General features: G+C 72.0%; 22 protein-coding genes and 1 pseudogene. 16 read left to right on the plus strand and 7 right to left on the minus strand.

The genetic code is table 11. The features are described from left to right. From ACX9I7_RS02915 to ACX9I7_RS02925, 3 genes and pseudogenes are all read left to right on the plus strand, one after another. A pseudogene (locus tag ACX9I7_RS02915) lies at positions 1-466 on the plus strand (potassium-transporting ATPase subunit B); the annotation flags it as partial. Positions 467-471: 5 nt separating this feature from the next. Continuing rightward, positions 472-1,122: a potassium-transporting ATPase subunit KdpC gene (gene kdpC / locus ACX9I7_RS02920; RefSeq protein ID WP_387571926.1), complete on the plus strand. Its 651-nt coding sequence runs from the start codon at positions 472-474 to the stop codon at positions 1,120-1,122. A gap of 235 nt (positions 1,123-1,357) precedes the next feature. Next, on the plus strand, positions 1,358-3,223 hold the full coding sequence (locus ACX9I7_RS02925) for an NAD-binding protein (protein WP_459386627.1): 1,866 nt from the start codon (positions 1,358-1,360) through the stop codon (positions 3,221-3,223). 81 nt (positions 3,224-3,304) lie between these two features. Here the strand turns inward: ACX9I7_RS02925 and ACX9I7_RS02930 are convergent, their stop codons facing one another. Continuing rightward, positions 3,305-3,844 carry a GNAT family N-acetyltransferase gene (locus ACX9I7_RS02930; protein WP_459386396.1) on the minus strand — a complete coding sequence of 180 codons (540 nt, stop codon included), beginning with the start codon at positions 3,842-3,844 and terminating at the stop codon, positions 3,305-3,307. A gap of 286 nt (positions 3,845-4,130) precedes the next feature. Here ACX9I7_RS02930 and ACX9I7_RS02935 point away from each other — a divergent pair, with 286 nt between their 5' ends. From ACX9I7_RS02935 to ACX9I7_RS02950, 4 genes are all read left to right on the plus strand, one after another. Further along, positions 4,131-6,683 (plus strand): ATP-binding protein, encoded by a 2,553-nt coding sequence (locus tag ACX9I7_RS02935; RefSeq protein ID WP_387571920.1) that lies wholly within the window; start codon positions 4,131-4,133, stop codon positions 6,681-6,683. 91 nt (positions 6,684-6,774) lie between these two features. Beyond that, positions 6,775-7,464: a response regulator gene (locus tag ACX9I7_RS02940; RefSeq protein ID WP_126916471.1), complete on the plus strand. Its 690-nt coding sequence runs from the start codon at positions 6,775-6,777 to the stop codon at positions 7,462-7,464. Positions 7,465-7,612: 148 nt separating this feature from the next. Beyond that, positions 7,613-8,011 carry an OB-fold nucleic acid binding domain-containing protein gene (locus ACX9I7_RS02945; RefSeq protein WP_126916472.1) on the plus strand — a complete coding sequence of 133 codons (399 nt, stop codon included), beginning with the start codon at positions 7,613-7,615 and terminating at the stop codon, positions 8,009-8,011. Positions 8,012-8,014: 3 nt separating this feature from the next. Beyond that, positions 8,015-8,752 (plus strand): DUF3159 domain-containing protein, encoded by a 738-nt coding sequence (locus ACX9I7_RS02950; RefSeq protein WP_459386397.1) that lies wholly within the window; start codon positions 8,015-8,017, stop codon positions 8,750-8,752. 99 nt (positions 8,753-8,851) lie between these two features. Here ACX9I7_RS02950 and ACX9I7_RS02955 read toward each other — a convergent pair whose 3' ends face one another. Beyond that, positions 8,852-9,472 carry a TetR/AcrR family transcriptional regulator C-terminal domain-containing protein gene (locus ACX9I7_RS02955; RefSeq protein ID WP_459386398.1) on the minus strand — a complete coding sequence of 207 codons (621 nt, stop codon included), beginning with the start codon at positions 9,470-9,472 and terminating at the stop codon, positions 8,852-8,854. A gap of 188 nt (positions 9,473-9,660) precedes the next feature. Here ACX9I7_RS02955 and ACX9I7_RS02960 point away from each other — a divergent pair, with 188 nt between their 5' ends. Continuing rightward, on the plus strand, positions 9,661-11,133 hold the full coding sequence (locus ACX9I7_RS02960; protein ID WP_459386399.1) for an FAD-dependent monooxygenase: 1,473 nt from the start codon (positions 9,661-9,663) through the stop codon (positions 11,131-11,133). Between the two features lie 102 nt (positions 11,134-11,235). On the opposite strand, the gene ACX9I7_RS02965 is transcribed toward ACX9I7_RS02960, so the two are convergent. Continuing rightward, positions 11,236-11,703, minus strand: coding sequence for a MarR family winged helix-turn-helix transcriptional regulator (locus ACX9I7_RS02965; RefSeq protein WP_459386400.1), 468 nt, complete (start codon positions 11,701-11,703; stop codon positions 11,236-11,238). Between the two features lie 118 nt (positions 11,704-11,821). On the opposite strand from ACX9I7_RS02965, the gene ACX9I7_RS02970 reads away from it, so the two are divergent. Beyond that, positions 11,822-12,214, plus strand: coding sequence for a nuclear transport factor 2 family protein (locus tag ACX9I7_RS02970; protein WP_387571905.1), 393 nt, complete (start codon positions 11,822-11,824; stop codon positions 12,212-12,214). Positions 12,215-12,356: 142 nt separating this feature from the next. On the opposite strand, the gene ACX9I7_RS02975 is transcribed toward ACX9I7_RS02970, so the two are convergent. The 4 genes from ACX9I7_RS02975 to ACX9I7_RS02990 all read right to left on the minus strand — a co-directional run bounded on the left by ACX9I7_RS02975 (position 12,357) and on the right by ACX9I7_RS02990 (position 15,481). After that, a complete protein-coding gene (locus ACX9I7_RS02975; protein ID WP_459386401.1) occupies positions 12,357-13,073 on the minus strand; it encodes a GntR family transcriptional regulator in 717 nt (238 codons plus the stop codon). 4 nt (positions 13,074-13,077) lie between these two features. Further along, positions 13,078-13,911 carry an alpha/beta fold hydrolase gene (locus ACX9I7_RS02980; RefSeq protein WP_459386402.1) on the minus strand — a complete coding sequence of 278 codons (834 nt, stop codon included), beginning with the start codon at positions 13,909-13,911 and terminating at the stop codon, positions 13,078-13,080. A 138-nt stretch (positions 13,912-14,049) separates the two neighbouring features. Continuing rightward, positions 14,050-14,727, minus strand: coding sequence for a potassium channel family protein (locus tag ACX9I7_RS02985; protein WP_387571896.1), 678 nt, complete (start codon positions 14,725-14,727; stop codon positions 14,050-14,052). 85 nt (positions 14,728-14,812) lie between these two features. Beyond that, positions 14,813-15,481 carry a potassium channel family protein gene (locus ACX9I7_RS02990; protein WP_189449203.1) on the minus strand — a complete coding sequence of 223 codons (669 nt, stop codon included), beginning with the start codon at positions 15,479-15,481 and terminating at the stop codon, positions 14,813-14,815. Positions 15,482-15,964: 483 nt separating this feature from the next. Between ACX9I7_RS02990 and ACX9I7_RS02995 the strand changes: the two genes are divergently transcribed. The 7 genes from ACX9I7_RS02995 to ACX9I7_RS03025 all read left to right on the plus strand — a co-directional run bounded on the left by ACX9I7_RS02995 (position 15,965) and on the right by ACX9I7_RS03025 (position 23,944). Then, positions 15,965-17,575: an ATP-binding protein gene (locus ACX9I7_RS02995; protein ID WP_459386403.1), complete on the plus strand. Its 1,611-nt coding sequence runs from the start codon at positions 15,965-15,967 to the stop codon at positions 17,573-17,575. Positions 17,576-17,583: 8 nt separating this feature from the next. Further along, positions 17,584-18,015: a roadblock/LC7 domain-containing protein gene (locus tag ACX9I7_RS03000; RefSeq protein WP_189449684.1), complete on the plus strand. Its 432-nt coding sequence runs from the start codon at positions 17,584-17,586 to the stop codon at positions 18,013-18,015. After that, on the plus strand, positions 18,012-18,374 hold the full coding sequence (locus ACX9I7_RS03005; protein WP_126916477.1) for a DUF742 domain-containing protein: 363 nt from the start codon (positions 18,012-18,014) through the stop codon (positions 18,372-18,374). Before ACX9I7_RS03000 ends, ACX9I7_RS03005 begins: the two co-directional genes overlap by 4 nt. Next, positions 18,352-18,954, plus strand: a complete 603-nt coding sequence (locus ACX9I7_RS03010; protein WP_387571889.1) for a GTP-binding protein — start codon at positions 18,352-18,354, stop codon at positions 18,952-18,954. Before ACX9I7_RS03005 ends, ACX9I7_RS03010 begins: the two co-directional genes overlap by 23 nt. Continuing rightward, entirely contained in the window at positions 18,951-20,654 is a 1,704-nt protein-coding gene (locus ACX9I7_RS03015; protein ID WP_459386404.1) for a cytochrome P450, read from the plus strand. Before ACX9I7_RS03010 ends, ACX9I7_RS03015 begins: the two co-directional genes overlap by 4 nt. Beyond that, positions 20,651-21,778, plus strand: a complete 1,128-nt coding sequence (locus ACX9I7_RS03020; protein ID WP_387571884.1) for a cytochrome P450 family protein — start codon at positions 20,651-20,653, stop codon at positions 21,776-21,778. The genes ACX9I7_RS03015 and ACX9I7_RS03020 overlap by 4 nt, the downstream gene beginning before the upstream one ends. A gap of 114 nt (positions 21,779-21,892) precedes the next feature. Continuing rightward, on the plus strand, positions 21,893-23,944 hold the full coding sequence (locus ACX9I7_RS03025; protein ID WP_387571882.1) for an APC family permease: 2,052 nt from the start codon (positions 21,893-21,895) through the stop codon (positions 23,942-23,944). The last annotated feature ends 30 nt before the right edge of the window (positions 23,945-23,974 follow it).

The raw sequence follows: 23,974 nt of genomic DNA on the forward strand, positions 1-23,974 counted from the left end.
CGACGTGGGCGTGGCCATGAACACCGGTACCTCGGCCGCCAAGGAGGCCGGGAACATGGTGGACCTGGACTCCAACCCCACCAAGCTCATCGAGATCGTCGAGATCGGCAAGCAGCTGCTGATCACCCGTGGCGCGCTCACAACGTTCTCCATCGCCAACGACGTCGCGAAGTACTTCGCGATCATCCCCGCGATGTTCGCCGTGGCCTACCCCGGCCTCGACAAGCTCAACATCATGGGCCTGGCCTCGCCGAAGTCCGCGATCCTCTCCGCCGTCATCTTCAACGCGCTGATCATCGTGGCCCTGGTGCCGCTCGCCCTCAAGGGCGTGCGCTACCGCCCGATGAGCGCGGACGCCATGCTCCGCCGCAACCTCTTGATCTACGGACTGGGCGGCCTGATCTCCCCGTTCATCGGCATCAAGATCATCGACCTGCTCATCTCCCTCATCCCTGGCATCGGGTGACCACCGTGAACAACTCCGTACAGAACACGTTCCGGCTGCTCGGCGCGGGGCTGCGCGCCCTGCTCGTCCTCACGGTCGTCTGCGGTGTGATCTACCCGCTCGTCGTCACCGGCATCGCCCAGGCCGCCTTCAACGACAAGGCCAACGGCTCCGAGATCAAGGTCGACGGCAAGTCCGTGGGCTCCGAGTTCCTCGGCCAGAGCTTCAACCTCGCGGACAAGAAGGACAAGGACGGCAACCCCCTGCCGGACCCCCAGTACTTCCAGCCCCGCCCCTCGGCCGCCGGCCCCAACACCGAGAACACCCGCTACAAGCTGCTCGTCTCCGGCGCCTCCAACCTCGCCGCCGACAGCAAGGTCCTGCTGACCAGCGTCGAGCAGCGCCGCGCCGACGTCGCCGCCTTCAACGGCGTCTCCCCGGCCTCCGTGCCGGTGGACGCCCTGACGGCCTCGGCCTCCGGCGTCGACCCGCACATCTCCCCGGACTACGCCCGGCTCCAGGCCAAGCGCGTGGCCAAGGCCAACGGCCTGCCGGAGGCCAAGGTCGACAAGCTCGTCGAGGACCACGTGGACGGCCGGATCCTCGGCTTCATGGGCGAGGAGCACGTCAACGTCCTCCAGCTCAACATCGCGCTGAAGAAGCTCGCCAAGGGCTGATCCTCCCTTCGCGCGAGCCGCGTCCCGGCATCGACGGACCGGCCCCCCGGACACCCCGCGCGTGCGGCGGTGACCGGGGGGCCGGGCGTCGTACCGCGCCGGTCATGCCCCGCGTCGTCGCGTACTCCTTGGCGCGTCGTCGGCGAATGGCGCGGCGTCAGGGGCCGCGGCAGGGCACTGTAGGGGCGTGGCCTCCTTACCTCAGCAGTCCCATGTCGCCTCGTCCGCACCGCACATGGTCGTGTGCGGTGACGACGGCCTGGCGCACCGCCTCACGGCGGAGCTGTCGGGTGTGCACGGCGAGCGGGTCGTCCTGGTGCTGCCGCCCGCCCGTGACGACCGGCGCCGCCCCGTGGCGGTCGCGGGGCGGGCCGCCGCGCTCTTCGGACGGGTGACCGGCGCGGTCGGACGGGGCGCGAACGGCCCCAACGGCGCGGCCGGCCCCGGCGGTCCGTCCGCGCCCAACGGGCCGGCCGGGACCGACGGTTCGTCCGGTGGGCCGGTAAGGGTCGTCGAGGCGGCCGAGCCGGACGACGAGGCGCTGACGCAGGCCGGTGTCGAACGGGCCGTCGCGCTGGCGCTCGTCTACGAGGACGACGAGACGAACGTCAACGCCGCGATGCGCGCCCGTCGGCTCAACCCCCGCTTGCGGCTGGTCATCCGGCTCTACAACCGCCGCCTCGGCCAGTACCTGGAGGAGCTCCTCGACCAGGCCGCCCTGGTGGGCGACGCGGACGCCGGGACCACCACGGTGCTCTCCGACGCGGACACCGCCGCCCCGGCGCTGGTGGCCGCCGCCGTGACGGGCACCAGCAAGGCCATCGAAGCGGGGGACCTGATGCTGCGCGCCGTGGAACGGCCCGCGCCCGCCCCGGGGCCGGGCGGGGAGGACGCGGGCCCCGGGGCGGTCACCCTCGCGCTGCTCTCGGACGGCGACGGGCCGGTGCTGCTGCCCGACGAGCGGCAGGTGGCGCGAGCCGGGCGGCGGGGGCGGGTCGTGCTGGAGACCGTGCGGTTCGCGGCGCCGCCGCCACCGCCGGCCTCGCGGTTCGCGGCGGCGCGCAGCCTGCCGCTGGGGTCGTTCTTCTCCCGGCGGCTGCGCTGGGCGCTGGCGGGGCTGGTGGCGGCCGTGTGCGGGCTGGCGGTCGCGTCGTGGCTGGTGACGGGGGACGCGCCGGTGCACGCCGCGTATCTGTCCCTGCTGGACCTCTTCGCCATGAACGACCCGGCCATCGGACAGCCCATGGGACGGCAGATCCTCCAGTTGCTGTCCGGGCTGCTGGGGCTGTTGCTGCTGCCGCTGCTGGTGGCGGCGGCCCTGGAGGGCCTCGGTACGTTCCGGTCCGCCTCGGCGCTGCCGCGGCCGCCGCGCGGGCTGTCCGGGCACGTGGTGCTGCTGGGGCTCGGCAAGATCGGGGCGCGGGTGCTGGCCCGGCTGCGGGAGCTCGGCATCCCGGTGGTCTGCGTGGAGCGCGACCCGCAGGCCCGGGGCGTCGCCCTCGCCCGCTCGCTACGGGTCCCCACGGTCATCGGCGACATCACGGAGGACGGCGTCCTGGAGGCGGCCAAGATCGCCGACAGCCGCACCCTGCTGGCGCTCACCAGTAGCGACATCACGAACCTGGAAGCCGTTCTGTACGCGCGAGGCGTCAAACCCGACCTTCGAGTGGTCATGCGGCTGTACGACGACCGCTTCGCCGGCGCGGTCTACCGCACCCTGCGGGACTCCCACCCCCAGGCCCTCACCCGCAGCCGCAGCGTCTCCTCGCTGGTGGCCCCGGCCTTCGCGGGCGCGATGATGGGCCGCCGGATCCTGGGGGCGGTCCCCGTCGAGCGGAAGGTCGTCCTCATCGCCGCCGTGGAGGTCGAGGGCCACGTCGCGCTCCAGGGACGTACGGCGGGGGAGGCGTTCAGCCCCGGCGCCTGGCGGGTCCTCGCCCTGGGCGGCCCGGAGGCGACGCCGCGCTGGGACCCGCCGCCCGGGCACGTCCTGGCCCCCGGCGAGCGGGTGATCGTGGCCGCGACCCGGGAGGGCCTGGCGGAGTTGCTGGACCGCCGCCCCCGCTCCCGTACGGACACGGGCGGCGGCCGGACGACGTGAGGGGCGCCCGCAGGGGTGACCACGACCGGCCCCTCCGGGCGTCGCCCGGCCCCGATGCCGGACCCGGTCGTCAGCGCCGGGTCACCACACGTCCCCCGCCCGCCAGTCGCAGACGAGCTCCCCGTCCAGATCCGGCCCCGGCGCGCCCACCGGAAGGACATAGACGCTCCCGGCCTCCTCGGGGATGCGCCGTATCCCCGACGGGGCGAGGACCGACAGCGGGCCCCGCCACTGCCGCCAGCCCCGGCCCGTGTACAGGGCGGCCGCCTCCTCCGAGGCGCCGAGGCCGCCCAGCTCGTACCCGCCCCGCAGCAGCACCCCCTCCAGCGCCGTCATCACCGCCGACGCGAGGCCCTCGCGGCGGCGGTCCGCGCGCACGGCCACGGCCTCGACATAGCCCGTGCGCAGCGCGCGGCCGCCGTGCAGCAGCCGGCGCTGAACCAGGGCGCCGTGGGCGAGGAGGGCGTCGCCCTCCCACACCGTGGCGTGGATGCCGCACAGCGCGTGGTCCCAGTCGTCGTCCGAGAAGCGGCCCTCGAAGGAGTCGTCCAGCAGGGTGCGGATCGCGGCCAGTTCGGCGGCGGTGAGGTCGGAGGTGTGCGCGGTGCGCGGCTCGGGCATGGTGGCGGGGCCTCCTCGCGTCGGCGGGGGTGATGCGGCGGTGTGCCGGGGTCCCGGCCGCGTCATTCTCGCCGGGGTGCCCGGAGCGCCGCACCGGGTTTCCGCCTCCCCGGCCGCCGTCGCGCCTCCGACCTGCGGGCCGACGGTTACGGCCCGAGGCGTCAGGACTGCGTCAATACCCGCCCCCCGACCGGCTACCGCCCGAAATGTCCAAAACTCTGGCCGTAAGGTCGGGGATACGCGGCAGCCTGCACACCGCCGCGACTCGTGAAAGACAATAGGGGCCATGGGACGCGGCAACCTCCGGATCTACCTCGGCGCGGCACCGGGCGTCGGCAAGACCTACGCCATGCTCTCCGAAGGGCACCGCCGCGTGGAGCGTGGCACGGACGTCGTGGTCGGTTTCGTGGAGCACCACGGCCGCCCGCGCACCGAGGTCATGCTCCACGGCCTGGAGGAGGTGCCCCGGCGGGAGCTCGTCTACCGGGACTCGCGCTTCACCGAGATGGACGTGGACGCGATCCTCGCCCGCCGCCCGGCCGTCGCCCTTGTCGACGAGCTCGCCCACACCAACGTCCCCGGCTCCCGCAACACCAAGCGCTGGCAGGACGTCGAGGAGCTGCTCCAGGCCGGCATCGACGTGATCTCCACCGTCAACATCCAGCACCTGGAGTCGCTGGGCGACGTGGTCGAGTCGATAACGGGCGTCCGCCAGCGCGAGACCGTCCCCGACGAGGTCGTGCGCCGCGCGGGCCAGATAGAGCTGGTCGACATGTCGCCGCAGGCCCTGCGCCGCCGCATGGCGCACGGCAACATCTACAAGCCCGACAAGGTCGACGCGGCCCTCTCCAACTACTTCCGCCCCGGCAACCTGACCGCCCTGCGCGAGCTGGCCCTGCTGTGGACGGCCGACCGGGTCGACGAGTACCTGCGGCAGTACCGCACCGAACACGACGTCTCCACCATCTGGCACGCCCGCGAGCGCATCGTCGTCGGCCTCACCGGCGGCCCCGAGGGCCGTACGCTCATCCGCCGCGCCGCCCGCATGGCCGCCAAGGGCTCCGGCAGCGAGATCCTCGCGGTGTACATCGCCCGCAGCGACGGGCTGACCTCGGCCTCCCCGAAGGAGCTGGCCGTCCAGCGCACCCTCGTCGAGGACCTGGGCGGCACGTTCCACCACGTCATAGGCGACGACGTCCCCGCCTCGCTGCTGGAGTTCGCGCGCGGGGTGAACGCCACCCAGATCGTGCTCGGGTCCAGCCGCCGCAAGACCTGGCAGTACATCTTCGGGCCCGGCGTGGGCGCGACCGTCGCCCGGGACTCCGGCCCCGACCTCGACGTCCACATCGTCACCCACGACGAGGTCGCCAAGGGCCGCGGCCTGCCCGTGGCCCGCGGCGCCCGGCTCGGCCGGGGCCGGCTCGTGGCCGGCTGGCTGGTCGGCGTGGCCGGCCCGGCGGTGCTCAGCCTGATGCTGACGCGGGTCGTCCCGGACCTGGGCCTCGCCAACGACATGCTGCTGTTCCTGTGCGCGACGGTCGGCGCGGCCCTGCTGGGCGGCATGCTCCCGGCCCTGGCGTCGGCGGCCTTCGGCTCGCTGCTGCTCAACTACTACTTCGTCGAGCCCGTCCACCAGTGGACGATCACCGACACCCGGAACATCATCGCGATCGCGATCTTCGTTTTCGTCGCGGTCTCCGTGGCGTCCGTCGTCGACGTCGCCGCGCGCCGCACCCACCAGGCCGCCCGGCTGCGCGCGGAGTCGGAGATCCTCTCCTTCCTCGCCGGCAGCGTCCTGCGCGGCGAGACGAGCCTGGACGTCCTGCTGGAACGGGTCCGCGAGACCTTCGGCATGGAGTCGGTGGCGCTGCTGGAACGCGCCAGCGAGGTCGACCCCTGGACCTGCGCGAGCAGCGTCGTCACCAACAACGGCAAGCCCCTGCTGCGCCCCGAGGACGCGGACGTCGACATGCCCGTCGGCGACAACATGGCCCTCGCGCTCTCCGGCCGGGTGCTGCCCGCCGAGGACCGCCGGGTGCTGGCCGCCTTCGCCGCGCAGGCCGCGGTCGTCCTGGACCGGCAGCGGCTGGTGGACCGGGCGGAGGAGGCCCGCGCGCTCGCCGAGGGCAACCGCATCCGCACGGCCCTGCTGGCCGCCGTCAGCCACGACCTGCGGACCCCGCTGGCCGGCATCAAGGCGTCCGTCACCTCGCTGCGCTCCGACGACGTCGCCTGGTCGGAGGAGGACGAGGCCGAGCTGCTCGCCGGCATCGAGGACGGCGCCGACCGCCTCGACCACCTCGTCGGCAACCTCCTCGACATGTCCCGCCTCCAGACCGGCACCGTCACCCCGCTGATCCGGGAGATCGACCTCGACGAGGTCGTCCCGATGGCGCTGGGCGGCGTCCCCGAGGGCAGCGTCGTCCTCGACATCCCCGAGACGCTGCCGATGGTGGCCGTCGACCCCGGCCTGCTGGAGCGCGCCGTGGCGAACGTCGTGGAGAACGCGGTCAAGTACAGCCCCGACGGCTCCCGGGTCCTGGTGTCCGCCAGCGCCCTGGGGGACCGGGTCGAGGTCCGGGTCGCCGACCAGGGGCCCGGCGTCCCGGACAGCGCCAAGGACCGCATCTTCGAGCCCTTCCAGCGCTACGGCGACGCGCCGCGCGGCGCCGGCGTCGGCCTCGGCCTCGCGGTCGCCCGCGGCTTCGCCGAGGCCATGGGCGGCACGCTGGCCGCCGAGGACACCCCCGGCGGCGGGATGACCATGGTCCTGACCCTGCGGGCGGCCGCCGGCCGGCCGCCCGTACGGCCGGACCTCCCGGCCCAGGCCACCTCGTGAGGCCCGGGTCGCGGCGCGGCCCCCGCAGCAACCCCGACGGAATCCCGGGACCCCTTGGCGGGGCCCGCACGAACAGCAGAGGTGGTTCAGCATGAACCGGGTGCTCGTGGTGGATGACGAGCCGCAGATCGTCCGCGCGCTCGTGATCAACCTCAAGGCGCGGAAGTACGAGGTCGACGCCGCGCCCGACGGCGCCACCGCGCTCCAGCTCGCCGCCGCGCGCCACCCCGACGTGGTCATCCTCGACCTCGGCCTGCCCGACATGGACGGCGTCGAGGTCATCAAGGGCCTGCGCGGCTGGACCCGGGTGCCGATCCTCGTCCTCTCCGCCCGCCAGACCTCCGACGAGAAGGTCGAGGCGCTCGACGCGGGCGCCGACGACTACGTCACCAAGCCGTTCGGCATGGACGAGCTCCTGGCCCGGCTGCGGGCCGCCGTGCGGCGGGCCGAGCCGACGGGCGTGTCGGCGGCGGGCGACGACGCGATCGTCGAGACAGAGGGCTTCACGGTCGACCTCGCGGCGAAGAAGGTCAACCGCGGCGGGAAGGATGTACGCCTCACGCCGACGGAGTGGCACCTGCTGGAGGTGCTGGTACGCAATACGGGCCGTCTCGTCAGCCAGAAGCAGCTGCTTCAGGAGGTCTGGGGGCCGTCGTACGGCACGGAGACGAACTACCTGCGGGTGTACATGGCCCAGCTCCGCCGCAAGCTGGAGCTCGACCCCTCGCACCCCAAGCACTTCATCACGGAACCGGGGATGGGCTACCGCTTCGAGGGGTGAGGGGCCCGTCGGCCGGGGGTCCGGGGGTTGCCCCCGGGGGATGCGGCATCACGGAACCGGGGATGGGGTACCGCTTCGAGGGGTGAGGGGCCGCGCCGGGCCCGTCGAGGCTGATCCCGATCGCGTGGGCCCCCGGTACGCTGGGGACATGAGTGCCGTACCCCGTCCCGAGAAGCCGACCGGCCGTTTCCGCCGGATGCTCGACCGGCTGTCGTCCTCCCAGGAGGAGCTCCATCACGCCGAGCTCCAGCAGGACACGGAGGCCACGGGCTGCACCCGGATCTGCGACTGCGACGACCGTGCCATCGTCAAGGTCACCGGCACCCTGCGGACGGTCACCCTCCGGCCCCGCGCCGGCGTGCCCGCCCTGGAGGCGGAGCTGTTCGATGGCTCGGCCGCGCTCGACGTGGTCTGGCTCGGCCGTCGGTCCATCGCGGGCATAGAGCCCGGCCGTAAGCTGATCGCTTCCGGGCGGATCTCCATGAGCCGCGGCCGGAGGGTGCTGTTCAATCCCCGATACGAACTCCGACCGCTCGGACAGGAGTAGCCGTTGCCGTCCTTCGACAAGCCGACGGATCAGCAGGAAGCGACGCGGGACGCGCAGGGCGCGGACTCGAGGGCGGCCACCGAGGCCGCCCTCTTCGAGGCCTTCGGCGGCGTGCGCGGCATGGTGGAGACCACCGTCCCCGGCCTGGTCTTCGTCGCGATATACACGGTCAAGCGGGACATCCACATCGCGGCCATCGCCGCGCTGGGCCTCTCGCTCCTCCTGGGCATCGCCCGCCTGGTCCGCAAGGACACCCTCAAGCACGCCTTCAGCGGTGTCTTCGGCGTGGCCTTCGGCGCGGTCTTCGCGATGATGTCCGGCGACGCCAAGAACTTCTACCTGCCGGGCATGCTCTACACCCTGGGCCTGGCGGTGGGCTACATCGTCTCGGCCCTGGCCGGCTATCCGCTGATGGGCCTGATCCTGGGCCCGGTGTTCAAGGAGAACCTCTCCTGGCGCACCCGCAACCCCGGCCGGAAGCTCGCCTACACCAAGGCCAGCTGGGCCTGGGGGCTGATCCTGCTCGCCAAGTCGGCGGTCCTCTTCCCCCTCTACTGGTGGGGCGACGTCACCCAGCTGGGCTGGGTGAAGGTGGCCCTGGGCATCCCGCCGATGCTGCTGTCGGTCTATCTGACCTGGATCTTCCTCTCCAAGGCCCCGCCGCCGATCGACGTCTTCGCGGAGATGGAGGCCGCCGAGCGCGCGGAGCGCGAGCGCGAGGCGGAGGCGACGGCCCGCTGAAGTCCGGTGCGGTTCGGTAGTGCCCCGAAGGAGCGCGGGGCACTACGCGACCGGCCACGACGCACCCGCGGATGACGTTACGGACTTCCAGCGAAGCGCTCAGTGGCGCTGGTCGGCCGCTCCCTCGGCCCGGGGAAGGCCGGCGATGATCAGGTCGAGGGCGAATTCGAATCGCTGGTCGAAGCTGTCCGGGCCGACGTACGGCAGGACCTCGGCCAGGGCCGGGTAGCTGTCGGCCGGGGCCTGCTCCGGGAGGAGGGCCGGCGCGGTCTCCTGGGCGGCCTGCTGTTCCTGGGTGAGGCCCAGAGTCAGATAGAAGATCGTCCAGTGGGTCCACGCGGCCGTGCGCGGTGAGTGGCCGGCCGCCAGCAGGGTGGCGACCACGGTGTCGGCGTAGCGCAGCGTGCGGGGCTCGGCGGCGAAGACGCCCGCGACCATCCTGGCGGCGTCGCGGTGGGAGAGCAGCGCCGTGCGACAGCGGCGGCTCAGTTCCTTGAGGCGGTCGGGGAACGCCTGGGGCAGCGGCTCGTCGAGACAGTGCGCGAGGAGTTCGTCGGAAGCCAGTTCGAGCAGGCGACCCTTGCTGGAGGCGTGCCAGCGGACGGTGTTGTGCTGCACGCCGAGCCGGGCCGCGACGGCGCGCATGGTCACACCGTCCAACCCGTGCTCGTCGAGGACCGCCAGCGTGGCGGCGACGATCTCGCCCTGTGTCGTACCCATCCGTTGCGCCTTCCCGGTCGGCTTCCGCACCCCTGCCGCCCAACCTTTGTTGTCCAGCCCCTGCTGTCCAACCCTTGCTGCCCAACCCTTGCTGCCCAACCCTTGCTGCCCAACCCTGTTGTCCAATGGACAATCATAGGGCATGCTCACCCTTGTCCAATGGACAAGACCGAGAGGGTGTGGTTGTCGTGATCGACGTACTCATCGCCGGAGCGGGCCCGGTGGGGCTCTGGCTGGCCGCGGAGTTGCGCCTGCACGGGGTGGAGGTGGCGGTCGTGGAACGCCGGGCGGCACCGGACGGACGGTCGCGCGCGGTCGGCATGCAGGCCGGCACGCTGGACACCTTCGCCACCCGCGGACTCGCGGAGCGTTTCATCGAACGCGGCACCCCGGTGCCGACCGGCCACTTCGGGGCGGCGACCACCCGGCTGGACTTCTCCACGATCGGGGCGGTGCACCCGTTCATGCTGGCGCTGGGTCAGTCCGTCACCGAACAGCTCCTGGAGGAGCACGCGGTCGCCGTGGGCGCCCGGGTGCTGCGGGGGGAGGAGGTCGTCTCGCTCACCCAGGACCCGGACGCCGTCGAGGCGGTGATCCGGGCCGGCGGTACCCACCGGACCGTGCGGGCCCGCTGGGTGGTGGGCTGCGACGGCACCCGCAGCGCGGTGCGCCGGGCGGCCGGCATCGACTTCCCCGGTCAGGACACCACCCTCACCGGGTGGCTCGCGGACGTCGAACTCGACGATCCGCCCACCACTCCGCTCGGCGCCACCGGGCCCGCCGGTTCGTTCCTGGTGGCCCCGATCGGCGACGGCGTCCACCGGCTGGCGGGCCTCTCCACGGCGACCATGCACCACGGCGTCGACGAACCGCTGACCCTGGAGGAGGTGCGCGAGCAGACTCGTACGCTACTGGGACGGGACCTGGGCATCCGCAACCCCCGGTGGCTGTCGCGCTACGGCAACGCCACCCGCCAGGCCGCGCGGTACCGGGCCGGACGGGTGCTGGTGGCCGGGGACGCGGCGCACATGTTCTTCCCGGCAGGCGGACAGGGCATGAACCTCGGCATCCAGGACGCCACCAACCTGGGCTGGAAGCTGGCCGCCACCCTCCAGGGCCGGGCGCCCGACGGACTGCTCGACAGCTACGACACGGAACGCCGGCCGGCCGCCCGGGCCGTCATCGACAACACCCGCGCGCAGCTCGCCCTGTTCGCCGCGGCGAGCCCGGAGCAGATCGCGCTGCGCGAGGTCTGGTCCGACGCGCTGGCCGAACCGCGGACCAACCGCCGGTGGGCCCGCCGGATCGCCGGCTTCGACGACCCGCTCCCCGCCGGCACCGCACCCGGCGCGCACCCGCTGAGCGGCACGCGACTGGCCGGCCTCGCCCTGGACGCGGTCGACGGGTCCACCGCCCACGCGTTGATGCACCACGGCCGGCCGCTGCTGCTGGACCTCGGCGGGACGCGGACTCCGTGTTCCGCACCCGGTCTGGAACGGCGGACGGTCACCGTCAACACCGAAGCGACGGATCCGATCTGGCGGGACGTCACCGCCGTTCTGATCCGACCGGACGCCCGGATCGCCTGGGCCGGCACCGACACCGACCCGCGGCACCGGGCCGCGGACTGCCTCACCGCCCTGCGCGCCCTGTGCCGCTGAGCGCGCTCGACGAGCCCACCTGCCGGACAGCGCCGGCCCATCAGTGCGATGGGCCGGCGCTTCCTGCGTCCGGCTGCCAAGGCCGCGAGGCGGAGGTGACGGTCAGTCGGTCTCCCGCGTGCTGCCGGGGGCGAAGGGGCCCTCGTCGGCGAACCGCCGCAGCCAGCGGGCGAAGGTGCGGGCGTCCTCGCGAGGCCAGGAGTGGAGCGAGTCTTCGATACGGGAGGCCAGTCGTTGCCTGGTGGTGCGCACCGCATCGTGGCCCTCGTCGGTGAGGGCGAGCAGGGTCGCGCGGCCGTCCGCGGGGTCCGGTTCGCGCCGCAGCAGGCCGGCCTGCTGTAGCCGGTCGGCCCGCCGGGTGACGGTGGTGCGGTCGAGTCCGATCTCGCGACCGAGGTCGGCGGCGCTACAAGCGCCGGTTCGAGCCAGACCGCTGAGCACCGGGTAGGTGGAGCCGTCGACCGCCTCTCCCAGGCCCTCGGTCAGCTGTGCGTAGAGGTGGTCGCGGGTGCTCCGTCGTAGGAGCAGTCCCAGCGCGTCGGCGATCTCATTTCCGGTCCCGTTCTTCACGCCTCCAGATTAGCGTGCGCGGAGCACGCTTATGCGCTACTGTTTGATGCGTGCTTCAGGCACGCATTATTCGTTCGGCGCACCACGTCGGCAGTCACGGCAAACAGAAGGAAGTCTCATGTTTCGCACCGACATCAGCACGGCCCTCACCGATCTGCTCTTCACCCCGGGACTCGATCTGGATGAGGCGGCCGACCGTCACTTCGCCCCTGACTACCGTCAGCGCACCGACGGCCGGTGGGACGACCGGCAGGAGTTCCTGACGCACATCGCCCACCTGCGCAAAGTCGTGGCGAGCGGCTCGGTCGAGGTGCACGACGAGCTCGTGGGCGGCGACCGGTACGCCGACCGGCACACGGTGAACGTGACCAAGAACGACGGAGCCACCGTTCGTATGGAGGTCTACCTCTTCGGGGAGTTCGCGCCCGACGGGCGTTTTCGCCGGATCGAGGAGACCACTCTCATGCTCGAAGGGGGCGCGGACGACCGCGATCTCGGCAGTGCTCGCTGATCAATTCGCGGGATGTGCCTTCGTGGCACGGCACGGCCCGGTCCGATAGGCCGTATAACGTGACGCGAGCGCAACTGACCGGCCTGGATGGGGAGTTCACAGGGCCGTACCTGCCGATCGGCGAGTACGGCCCGTACCCCGGTCATCGCGAGATGGTGATGCTCGCCTCGGCGATCGACTGGCTGGCCGTGAGCGCGTCGATGATCTGCTGTTGAGAGGTTCGCGTGCGGTCGTCCATGGCGGCTCGGGCCGCGACCGGATCGCGGTCGCGGACCGCTTCCCAGACCGCGCGTCGTTGATGCGCGGCCGATGCCGAGAACGGGAGCGATCCCAAGGTGATCCGCAGGACGCGTTCCAGCTCGTCGAAGACCTGGACGACCGACCGGGCCAGCCTGTCGTTACCGCAGTTGTCGGCGATGATCGCATCGAACTCCAGAGTGGCGCGGAGGAACGCCTCGATGCTCTCCGTATCGCGCGGCTCGTAGGACTGGCCGAGGAGTTCTTCCATGCGGGCGAGATCATCCTGCGGGCAGCCGCGCTCTGCCGCGAGGGCGGCGGCCTCCGTCTCCAGAAGCCGGCGGAAGGCGCACAGATCGCGTGTCCCCTTCAAGGTCACGGGCAGGATCCGGTATCCCGAGCGGGGGAGCGCGTCGACCAGCCCATCGCGTTGCAGCCGGGTCAGGGCCTCTCTCACCGGCATGGTGCCGGCGTCGGTCAACCGCGTCAGATCCGTCTTGGTGACATGGGCGCCGGGCGCCAGGTCGAGCTCGATGATCCGCCGCTTGATCGCGAGATACGCGCGCTCGGTGGCGCTCAGGTCGGGGTGGTCCGTGCGCAGGATGGCGGGCAGATGTTTCACGTGCTCAGTCCGTCGTCGCCGTCAGCTGCTTCACAAAAGTGTCCGCGACCTGCGCGACCCACTCGGGATTCTCGAGCGGCGGGTAATGCCCGATGTCGGGCACCCTCAGTAGCCGCGCCGCCGAGCCCATCTCGGCGACCGTGTCGTCGACCAGCTCGTCCTGCACGAAGAAATCGTCGGTGCCCTGCACGAGCAGGACCGGGCACCGCACATCGCCGAGCCGGCCGCGCAGATCGTGGGAAGCCCACGCCTGGCCGTCGAGCTGACCGGCCTGCTGGGAGGTGCTGCGCTGAAGCCACCTCAGCTCGGTTTCCCGCTCGGCTGTCAGCTTCTTGCTCGCCGAGGCCACCGCCGCGTACTCGAGGTGATCCGTCCAGCCGGCGTCGGGCGCGCTTGTCCGGCCTGCCAGCAATGCGGCGGCCTCGGCCGACAGCGGTGTCCATGACGCCGCTTGCATCGCGACGACACCTCGATAGCCCTCTCCGTGGTGAGCGGCGAGATCCAGTGCCGTCAGGCCGCCGACGGAGGCGCCGAGCACAAAGGGCGAGATTCCGGGCAGCACCGTGCGCACGAACGCGTGCACGAACTCGGCGTGGTCGTGAATGGAACTCCCGGGCTGCCACTGTGCCGGGTAGGAACGGCAGTGCCCGGGGAGATCGGGCGCGATCGCGCGGTATCCGCGTTCAGCGAGCAACGGCAGAAGGTGCCGGTAGATCCGGGAGTCCGTGGCCCCCGGGTGAACGCACACGATCGGGATGCCTTCGCCGGCCTCGTCGAAGTAGGTGCGTGCACCGTTGACCGCGACGTAGCGGCCCGTGATCGGTTCGAAGATCGTCATCGCTCAACTCCGTATGGCAGCGGCTCGTCGCCAGTATCGTTCTAAGATCTCTGTAAAGCAATCTGAGATCTCAGATCGGGCCCACGCAAAACGCTCGGCTGGGAAACCCCAGCCGAGCGCCTGCACAACGGACCGGACTCAGTCGGCGGAAGCCTCGCGGCGCACCGACAGCAGGTCCTCCAGCTGCTCCTCGCGGGCCGGGGCGGCCACGAACAGCAGCTCGTCGCCGGCCTCCAGCGCGTCCTCCCGGTTGGGGGTGAGCACGCGGTTGCCGCGGATGATGGTGACCAGCGAGGTGTCCTCCGGCCAGTCCACGTCGCCGACACGGGTGCCGGCCAGCGCCGACTCCGGCGGCAGGGTGAGCTCGACGAGGTTGGCGTCGCCCTGGCTGAAGCGCAGCAGCCGCACCAGGTCGCCGACGCTCACGGCCTCCTCGACCAGCGCCGACATCAGACGCGGGGTGGAGACGGCGACGTCCACGCCCCAGGACTCGTTGAAGAGCCACTCGTTCTTGGGGTTGTTCACCCGGGCCACGACCCGGGGCACCCCGTACTCGGTCTTGGCGAGCAGCGAGACGACCAGGTTGACCTTGTCGTCACCGGTCGCGGCGATGACCACGTTGCAGCGCTGGAGCGCCGCCTCGTCGAGCGAGGTGATCTCGCAGGCGTCGGCCAGCAGCCACTCCGCCAGCGGCACCCGCTCCACCGAGATGGCCGAGGGGGCCTTGTCGATCAGCAGGACCTCGTGCCCGTTCTCCAGCAGCTCGCCCGCGATGGAACGGCCGACGGCACCGGCACCAGCAATAGCGACCCTCACAGCATTACTCCGTTCGCTTCTCCGCCCACGCGGCGAAAGCGCGCGTCGTACGTCGTCCGCGGCTGAGCGGCCGCGTGTGCGTCGCTCACCGGTGCGCCTCCTCGGGACCCGCGGAGAACGCCGCTTCGACCTTCTCGACCTCGTCGCTGCGCATCATCACGTGCACCAGATCGCCCTCCTGCAGCACCGTGGAGGACGTCGGCAGCATCGCCTCGCCCAGCCGGGTGAGGAACGCCACCCGCACCCCGGTCTCGTCCTGGAGGACGCTGACCTTGTGGCCGACCCACTCCTCGGAGATGGGCACCTCGGCGAGCTGCACGCCACCGCTGGGGTCGCGCCACAGCGGCTCCGCGCCGGACGGCAGCAGCCGCCGCAGCATCTGGTCGGCGGTCCACCGCACGGTGGCCACGGTCGGGATGCCGAGCCGCTGGTAGACCTCGGCGCGGCGGGGGTCGTAGATCCGGGCCGCCACGTTCTCGACGCCGAACATCTCCCGGGCCACCCGGGCCGCGATGATGTTGGAGTTGTCGCCGCTGCTCACGGCGGCGAAGGCGCCGGCCTCCTCGATGCCCGCCTCGCGCAGAGTGTCCTGGTCGAAGCCGACGCCGGTCACCCGGCGCCCGCCGAACCCGGAGCCCAGACGGCGGAAGGCCGTCGGGTCCTGGTCGATCACGGCGACCGTGTGGCCCTGCTGCTCAAGGGTCTGCGCGAGGGCCGAGCCCACTCGCCCGCACCCCATGATCACGATGTGCATTACGCCTGCCCCAAGCTCCGGACTACCGCGCTGACCTGCACCAACACCCTGCTCACAACTTTCTTCCTCGACTCACGGCCCGACGGGCGAGGGCCCGAGGGTACGACGCGATGTGCCCGATGGGAGTTTTGTCCGCACCGAGCGCATGTCACCACCGTATCCGCAACCCCCACGGGACCGGGCGCCAGGACCTCCGACCGGGGACGGCGCGGGGGCCGGGGCCCTTTCGTGCCGCTGCCCCGGAGGAGGGTGTGACGGGGGTCCCCGTACCCCTCCCGGCACGCCTGAATCGGGGTGACGTGAACCCCATTCCCTTGAAGGGACGAAAGGCATGCGCAAGCATGTTCGGGACTCGTGACGAAGATCGGACGCATGGTCATGTACGCGGTTAGGATGATCCGCGTATTCCGCTTCTGGACGGGACGTCAGGGTGCTACCGACCTGTCCCTCCGACCGCAAGCTCCCTTCGGCCAAGAGGAATTGATGTCTGATCACATATCCCAGGTGGTGATCTGGTGTCTGGTCGTCGCGGTGGCCGCGGTCGCGGTGCTGCTGACCCGTCAGCGCTCGATCACCGCCGGACTGCGCAGGCGTGTCGCCCAGCTGGAGGAGAGCGTCCAGGCACGTGACGAGGAGATCGGGCATCTGGTCGGTGTCCGGCTGCCCGCCGTCGCGGACGCCGTCAGCCAGGAGGTGCCGCTGCCCGGGCCGCTCGACGCGCGGCTCGCCGGCACCGTCTTCGCGCAGCGCCTCCAGGATGTGATGGACCTCTTCGCCCAGGCCGTGGAGAAGGCGCAGAGCCGGGCGGACCAGTCCGCGAAGGCCGCGCTCAAGGCGTCCATGCGCGCGCTCCAGGGCCTGGCGCACGAACAGCAGCTGGCCATCTCGGAGATGCAGGAGCGGCACGACAACCCCGACGTCCTGCGCGACCTGCTGGAGATCGACCACGCCAACGCCCAGTTCGGCCGGCGCGCGCAGGCCATCGCCGTGCTCTGCGGCTCCTGGCCCGGCCGGCAGCGCGTCGCCTCCCCGCTGACCGACGTGGTCCGGGGCGCCACCTCCCGGATCCGCGACTACCGCCGCGTCCGGGTGCACAGCGGCCAGAACGAGCTCGCCGTCGTCAGCCGGGTCGTCGAGCCCGTCGTCCTCGCCGTCGCCGAGCTCCTCGACAACGCCGCCCGGCACTCCCAGCCCAACACCACCGTCGAGGTCAGCCTCCAGCCGGTGCACAACGGCGCGTGCGTCGTCATCGACGACGCGGGCGTGGGCATGGACGGCCGGGAGATCCAGGAGGCCGTCGCCATGCTCTCGGGCCGGCGGGCGGTGGACGTCTCCCGCCTCGGCGACCCCCCGCAGTTCGGCTACCCCGTGATCGGCGTGCTCGCCGCACGTTACGGCTTCAGCGTCTCGGTCGACACCCGCTCCCCGTACGGCGGTGTCCGCGCGGTCCTGTTCCTGCCCTCCGCGCTGCTCACCCAGCTGGAGCTGGACGGGCCCGGCACCACGCCCCTGCGGGAGCGCGGCCGGGACGAGGAGCCGCGCCACACGCCGACCGTGCCCGCCCCGCGCGGCCCCTCCCGCTCGCGCACCCGCCACCCGGAGCGCACCCACGCCCCGCAGGAGCCGCCGCCCGCGTACGGCGGTGGCGCGGACCGGCCGGCCGAGGACACGGGCACGCCGCACACCACCCCCCGGGCGACGCCGCTCCCGCCGGTCGCTCCGCACAGCACCGATACCGCGCACCACGGCGACACCCCTACCGCGCACCACGGCGACACCCCGCAGGCCCCCGGTACCCCGCACGTGACCGGCTCCACCGCGGGCGGGCTGCCCAAACGCCGCCGCAGGCAGCCCGCGCCCGGACAGCAGCGCCATTCCCGCCCGGCCGCACCGATGCCGCCCGCCGACATCCCCCCGGAGCGCTCGGCCGAGGAGACCGCCCGGCGCATGGGCGCGTTCGCCCGCGGCACCCGCACCGGTCGCACCGGCGAGCACCGCTTCCCGCCGCTGCCCGGCGACCGGGACGCGGCCGGTGGGCCGCCCGACGCCCACGCCCCCACCCCTGTAGAAGACGAAGGGAACCCGCACGCGTGAACGACCACATGAACAAAGAGCTGGGCTGGATGCTGGACGAGGTCGTCAAGATGCCGGAGGCCCGGCACGCGATCCTGCTCTCCGCCGACGGCATGCTGCGCGCCCACTCCCAGGGCATCGACCGCGACGAGGCCGAGCGCCAGGCGGCCGCCCTCTCGGGGCTGCAGTCCATCAGCCGCTCCACCACCGAGTTCTGCACCCACCCGCGGAACCAGGACAGCCCCTGGCGGCAGACGCTCATCGAGTTCGCCCACGGCTACGTCTTCCTCATAGCCGCCGGCCCCGGCGCCTACCTCGCCGTCTCGGCGAGCGAGAACGTCGACATGGAAGCCGTCACCTACCGCATGCAGAAGACCGTCGACCGGCTCGGCAAGGAACTGGTGAGCCCGCCCCGGCAGGGCATGGACACCTGGCAGGGCGGCCCGGGCAGCCAGGCATGACCCCGCCGGCGCCGCGACGCGACAAAGGGCTGGTCCGCCCGTACGTCGTCACCGAGGGCCGCTCCCACCCCACGCGCAACACCTTTGACCTCGTCACCCTGGTGCTGGCACACGAGGACCGGCCGCTCGGCGGCCTCAGTCCGGAGAAGCACGCCCTCATGGAGCTCTGTCTCGGCGGCGCCCTGTCCGTCGCCGAGATCGCCGGCCATCTGATGCTGCCCGTCAGCGTCGTCAAGGTGCTGCTCGGCGATCTCGTCGACAGCGGCCACCTCTCCACCCGGGCCCCCATCCCCTCGGCAGAGCTGCCCGAGGCCCAGATCCTCCAGGAGGTGCTCGATGGACTCCGCGCTCGCCTCTGACGGAGCCGTCTACCTGCCCCGTACCGTCCGGACCGCGGCGAAGATCCTCGTCGTGGGGCACTTCGCGGTCGGCAAGACCACCTTCGTCGGCTCGCTGTCGGAGATCCGGCCGCTGCGCACGGAGGAGACCATGACCCAGGCCGGCGCGTTCGTCGACGACCTGGCCGGCATCGACGGCAAGACCACCACGACCGTCGCCATGGACTTCGGCCGGCTCACCCTCAGCGAGAGCCTCGTCCTCTATCTCTTCGGCGCGCCCGGCCAGCAGCGCTTCACCCGGCTCTGGCAGGACATGACCCAGGGCGCGCTCGGCGCGCTCGTCCTCGCCGACACCCGGCGGCTGGACCAGTCCTTCGAGGTCATGGGGCTGCTCGAGGAGCTGGGGCTGCCGTACGCGGTCGCCGTCAACCACTTCGACGGCGCCCCCACCTACCCCCACGAGGAGATCCGCGAGGCCCTCGACCTCCTCCCGGAGACCCCGCTGATCACCTGTGACGCCCGCGACCGGGTCTCCTCGACCCGCGCCCTGATCACCCTCGTGGAATACCTCAGCGCCCGCACCGCCCAGGAGCACGTGTGACCTTCCGCCCGGACGCACCACCCCCCGGGTGCCCCGCGCACCAGGCGCCGCCCGCGGCACCCCCTTCGCAGACGCCGCCCACGCCCGACCCGTCACGGGAACAGCCCGCGACGTACCCCTCGCGGGAGCAGCCCACGGCGTACCCCTCGCGGGAGCAGCCCACGGCGTGCCCCTCGCCGGAATGGGGCGCCTCCCGCACCGAGTCGCCCGCGACGTACGGCCGCCCGGCATCGCCCGCCGCGTACCCCCCGCAGGCGCCGCCCGCGACGTACACCCCGCTCTACGGGCCCGACTTCGCCGCCGACCCGCACGCCGTATACCAGCGGCTTCGGCAGCAGGGGCCCGCCGCGCCCGTGGAGCTCGCCCCCCGGGTCAGGGCCGTGCTGGTGACCGACTACCGCGCCGCGCTCGAAGTCCTGCGCAGCCCCGGCCGGTTCGTCAAGGACGCCCGCCACTGGCGCGCCCTCGCCGACGGCCGCGTCGAGGCGGACAACCCGGTGGTGCCGATGATGGCCTACCGGCCCAACTGCCTGTTCTCCGACGGCGACCACCACCGCCGCTACCGCCAGGCCGTCGACGACAGCCTCGCCCGGATCGACCCCAACGCCCTGCGCGGCTACGTCGAGCGCAGCGCAGACAGCCTCATCGACCGCTTCACCGCGCTCGGCGAGGCCGACCTGCTCGGCAGCTACGCCAAGACCCTCCCGCTGCTGGTCTTCCAGCAGCTCTTCGGCTGCCCGCCCGAGCTCGGCGACCGGCTCGTCGAGGGCTTCTCCGGCATCTTCGACGGCGTCGAGGCCGAACGCGCGGACGCCCTCATCACCAGCAGCCTCCTGGAGCTCATCGCCCTCAAGCGCCGGCAGCCCGGCGCGGACGTGATCTCCTGGCTGATGGCCCACCCCGCCCGGCTCAGCGACGAGGAGATGCTCCATCAGCTCGTCGTCCTGATCGGCGCGGGCACCGAGCCCCAGCAGAACCTGATCGCCAACGCGCTGCGGCTGCTGCTCTCCGACGACCGCTTCGCCGGCGACCTCGCCGGGGGCAGCCTGCCCGTCGACGACGCCCTCGACGAGGTCCTCTGGCTCGACCCGCCCATGGCCAACTACGCCGTCCACTACCCCCTGGCCGACGACGCCCTCGGCGACGTCCCGCTGCGCGCGGGCGAGCCCGTGGTGGTCAGCTTCGCTGCCGCCAACACCGACCCCGCCCTGCGCACCGGCCACCCGGCCGGCAGCCGCGCGGGCAACCGCGCCCACCTGGCCTGGAGCGCGGGCCCCCACCACTGCCCCGCCAAGGACCCCGCCCGGCTCATCGCGGCCGCCGCCGTCGAGCGGCTGCTGGACCGGCTCCCGGACCTGGAGTTGGCCGTCCCCGCCGACCGGCTCGTCTGGCGGCCCGGCCCCTTCCACCGCGCGCTCACCGCGCTGCCGGTGCGCTTCCCGCCGGTGCCCGTCCCTGTGCCGGCGCCCCCGCCCGTACACCCCGGTACGGCCCCTCAACACCCCGGTATGGCCCCCCGCCCTCAGCCGTCCGCGCCGACCCCGGACGAGACCTCTGGAGACCGCCGATGGACCGCTCCGCATGCCCCGTCGTCATCGATCCCGCCGGCCGTGACATCCACGGCGAAGCCGCCCGCCTCCGCGCCCTCGGGGAAGCGGTCCGTGTGGAGCTCCCTGGGGGCGTGGTGGCGTGGGCAGTGACCAGCCAGCCGCTGCTCAAGCGGCTGCTGACCGACCCGAGGGTCTCCAAGGACCCACGTCGGCACTGGCCCGCCTGGATCGACGGCGAGATCTCCCCGGAGTGGCCGCTCTACACCTGGGTCGCGGTGACCAATATGTTCACCGCCTACGGAAGTGACCACAAGCGGCTGCGCACCCTCGTCGCCAAGGCCTTCACCGCCCGCCGCACCGCCGCCCTGCGCCCCCGCATCGAACGGATGGCGGCGGACCTCCTCGACCGCCTCGACGCCACCCCGCCCGGCGCGGTCGCCGACCTGCGCGAGGAGTACGCCTACCCCATCCCCATCCAGGTCATCTGCGAGCTCTTCGGCGTCGAGGACGAGTCCACCCGCGAGGGCCTGCGCCGCTGCGTCGACTCGATCTTCCACACCTCCGCCGACCCGGAGGAGGTCACCGCCACCTACACCGAGCTCTACGGGCTGCTGCGCGGCCTCGTCGCCCTCAAACGGGAGACGCCCGGCGACGACATGACCAGCGTGCTGATCTCCGCCCGCGACGAGGAGGACGGCAAGCTGAACGAGCAGGAGCTCGTCGACACCCTCCTGCTGATGATCGGCGCGGGCCACGAGACCACCGTCAATCTCCTCGACAACGCCATTCACCTCCTCCTCACCCACCCCGAGCAGCTCGCCCTCGTCCGCGACGGCAAGGCCGGCTGGGACGACGTGATCGAGGAGGCCCTGCGCGTCCAGGCGCCCGTCGCCAACCTCCCGCTGCGCTACGCGGTGGAGGACATCGAGCTGGACGGGGGAGCGGACGGGGGAGCCGGCGGGGGAGTGGTGCTGCGCAAGGGCGACGCCATCGTCGCCGCCTACGCCGCCGCGGGCCGCGACCACGGCATCTACGGCGACGACGGCGATCGTTTCGATGTGATGCGTGCCACCAAGGAGCACCTCTCCTTCGGTCACGGAGCGCACTTCTGCCTCGGCGCCCCGCTGGCCCGGCTGGAGGCGGCCGTCGCACTGCCCGCCCTCTTCGCCCGTTTCCCCGAGATGTCGCTGGCGGTGGCTCCGGAGGAGCTCAGCCCGGTGGAGTCCTTCATCTCCAACGGCCATCGCGCGCTGCCGGTGAGGCTGCGCCCGTAGCCGGCATTTGAACCGCCCTTTACCCACCGGGAGTGATCGCGTAGCGTATGCCGGATCGGCTCCCGGTGGGTGGCGGGTGGGCGACACCCATACGGAACCCTTACGATCCTCTGCGTGTCCAAACTGACCGACCTGCCGAAACGGATCCTCATCGGCCGGGCGTTGCACAGCAACAAGCTGGGAGAAACCCTTCTCCCCAAGCGCATCGCCCTCCCCGTCTTCGCCTCCGACCCGCTCTCCTCCGTGGCGTACGCGCCGGGCGAAGTGCTTCTCGTGCTGTCCGTGGCGGGCGTCTCCGCCTACCACTTCAGCCCATGGATCGCGGTGGCGGTCGTCGTGCTGATGTTCACGGTGGTCGCCTCGTACCGCCAGAACGTCCACGCCTACCCGAGCGGCGGTGGCGACTACGAGGTCGCCAACGTCAACCTCGGCCCCAAGGCGGGCCTGACCGTCGCCAGCGCCCTGCTCGTCGACTACGTCCTGACCGTCGCGGTCTCCATCGCCTCCGGCATCGAGAACCTCGGCTCCGCCATCCCCTTCGTCGTCGAGCACAAGACCGCGTGCGCCATCGCCGTGATCGTGCTGCTGACCCTGATGAACCTCCGGGGCGTCAAGGAGTCCGGCAAGCTCTTCGCCATTCCCACCTATGTCTTCGTCGGCGGCGTCTTCGTGATGATCGCCTGGGGCGCCTACCGCGGCCTGGTCGCGGGCGACACGATGAAGGCCCCCACCGCCGACTACACGATCAACGCCGAGCACACCGGCCTCGCGGGCTTCGCCCTCGTCTTCCTGCTGCTGCGCGCCTTCTCCTCCGGCTGTGCCGCGCTCACCGGCGTCGAGGCGATCAGCAACGGCGTCCCCGCCTTCCGTAAGCCGAAGTCCAAGAACGCCGCGACGACCCTGGCCCTCATGGGCGGCCTGGCCGTCACCATGTTCTGCGGCATCATCGCCCTGGCCCTGGTCACCAAGGTGCGGATGGCCGAGAACCCGGCCACCGACCTGCTCAAGAACGGCACGCCGGTCGGCGACGGCTACACCCAGAACCCGGTGATCTCGCAGGTCGCCGAGGCCGTCTTCGGCAACGGATCGTTCCTCTTCATCGTGCTGGCGGCCGCCACCGCGCTGGTGCTGTTCCTCGCGGCCAACACCGCGTACAACGGCTTCCCGCTGCTCGGCTCGATCCTCGCCCAGGACCGCTACCTGCCCCGCCAGCTCCACACCCGCGGCGACCGGCTCGCGTTCTCCAACGGCATCGTGCTGCTGGCCGGCGCCGCCGCCGTCCTGACGTACATCTACGGCGCGGACTCCACCAAGCTGATCCAGCTGTACATCGTCGGAGTGTTCGTCTCCTTCACCCTGAGCCAGACCGGCATGGTCCGGCACTGGAACCGCCTCCTGGCGACCGAGACCGACCCGGCCAAGCGCCGCCACATGATGCGCTCCCGCGCCATCAACACCTTCGGCGGCTTCCTCACCGGCCTGGTCCTGGTCGTCGTGCTGGTCACGAAGTTCACCCACGGCGCCTGGGTCGCCATCCTCGGCATGGTGATCTTCTACGCCACCATGACCGCCATCCGGCGCCACTACGACCGGGTCGCCGAGGAGATCGCCGCTCCCGACGAGCCCGGCGAGGAGACCGTCCGCCCGTCCCGGGTGCACTCCATCGTCCTGGTCTCCAAGGTCCACAAGCCCACCCTGCGGGCCCTGGCCTACGCCAAGCTGATGCGCTCCGACAACCTGGAGGCCGTGAGCATCAGCGTCGACGCGGCCGAGACCAAGGCGCTGCGCGAGGAGTGGCACCGGCGCGGCATAGACGTCCCGCTGAAGATCCTCGACTCGCCCTACCGAGAGATCACCCGCCCCGTCATCGACTACGTCAAGGGCCTCCGAAAGGAGAGCCCGCGCGACGCGGTCAGCGTCTACATCCCCGAGTACGTGGTCGGCCACTGGTACGAGCACCTGCTCCACAACCAGAGCGCCCTGCGCCTGAAGGGCCGCCTGCTCTTCACCCCGGGCGTGATGGTCACCTCGGTGCCGTGGCAGCTGGACTCCTCCGAGGTCGCCAAGCGACGCGCCCGCAAGCGCGCCGAGTGGAACGCGCCGGGCTCGGTGCGCCGCGGCCCGGTCGGGGAGTCGAAGAAGGAGAAGGCGGCGACGAAGAAGTAGCGACGCGGGGCACCGATGTCGCGACCGATG

The organism is Streptomyces sp. L500, from assembly GCF_054551825.1.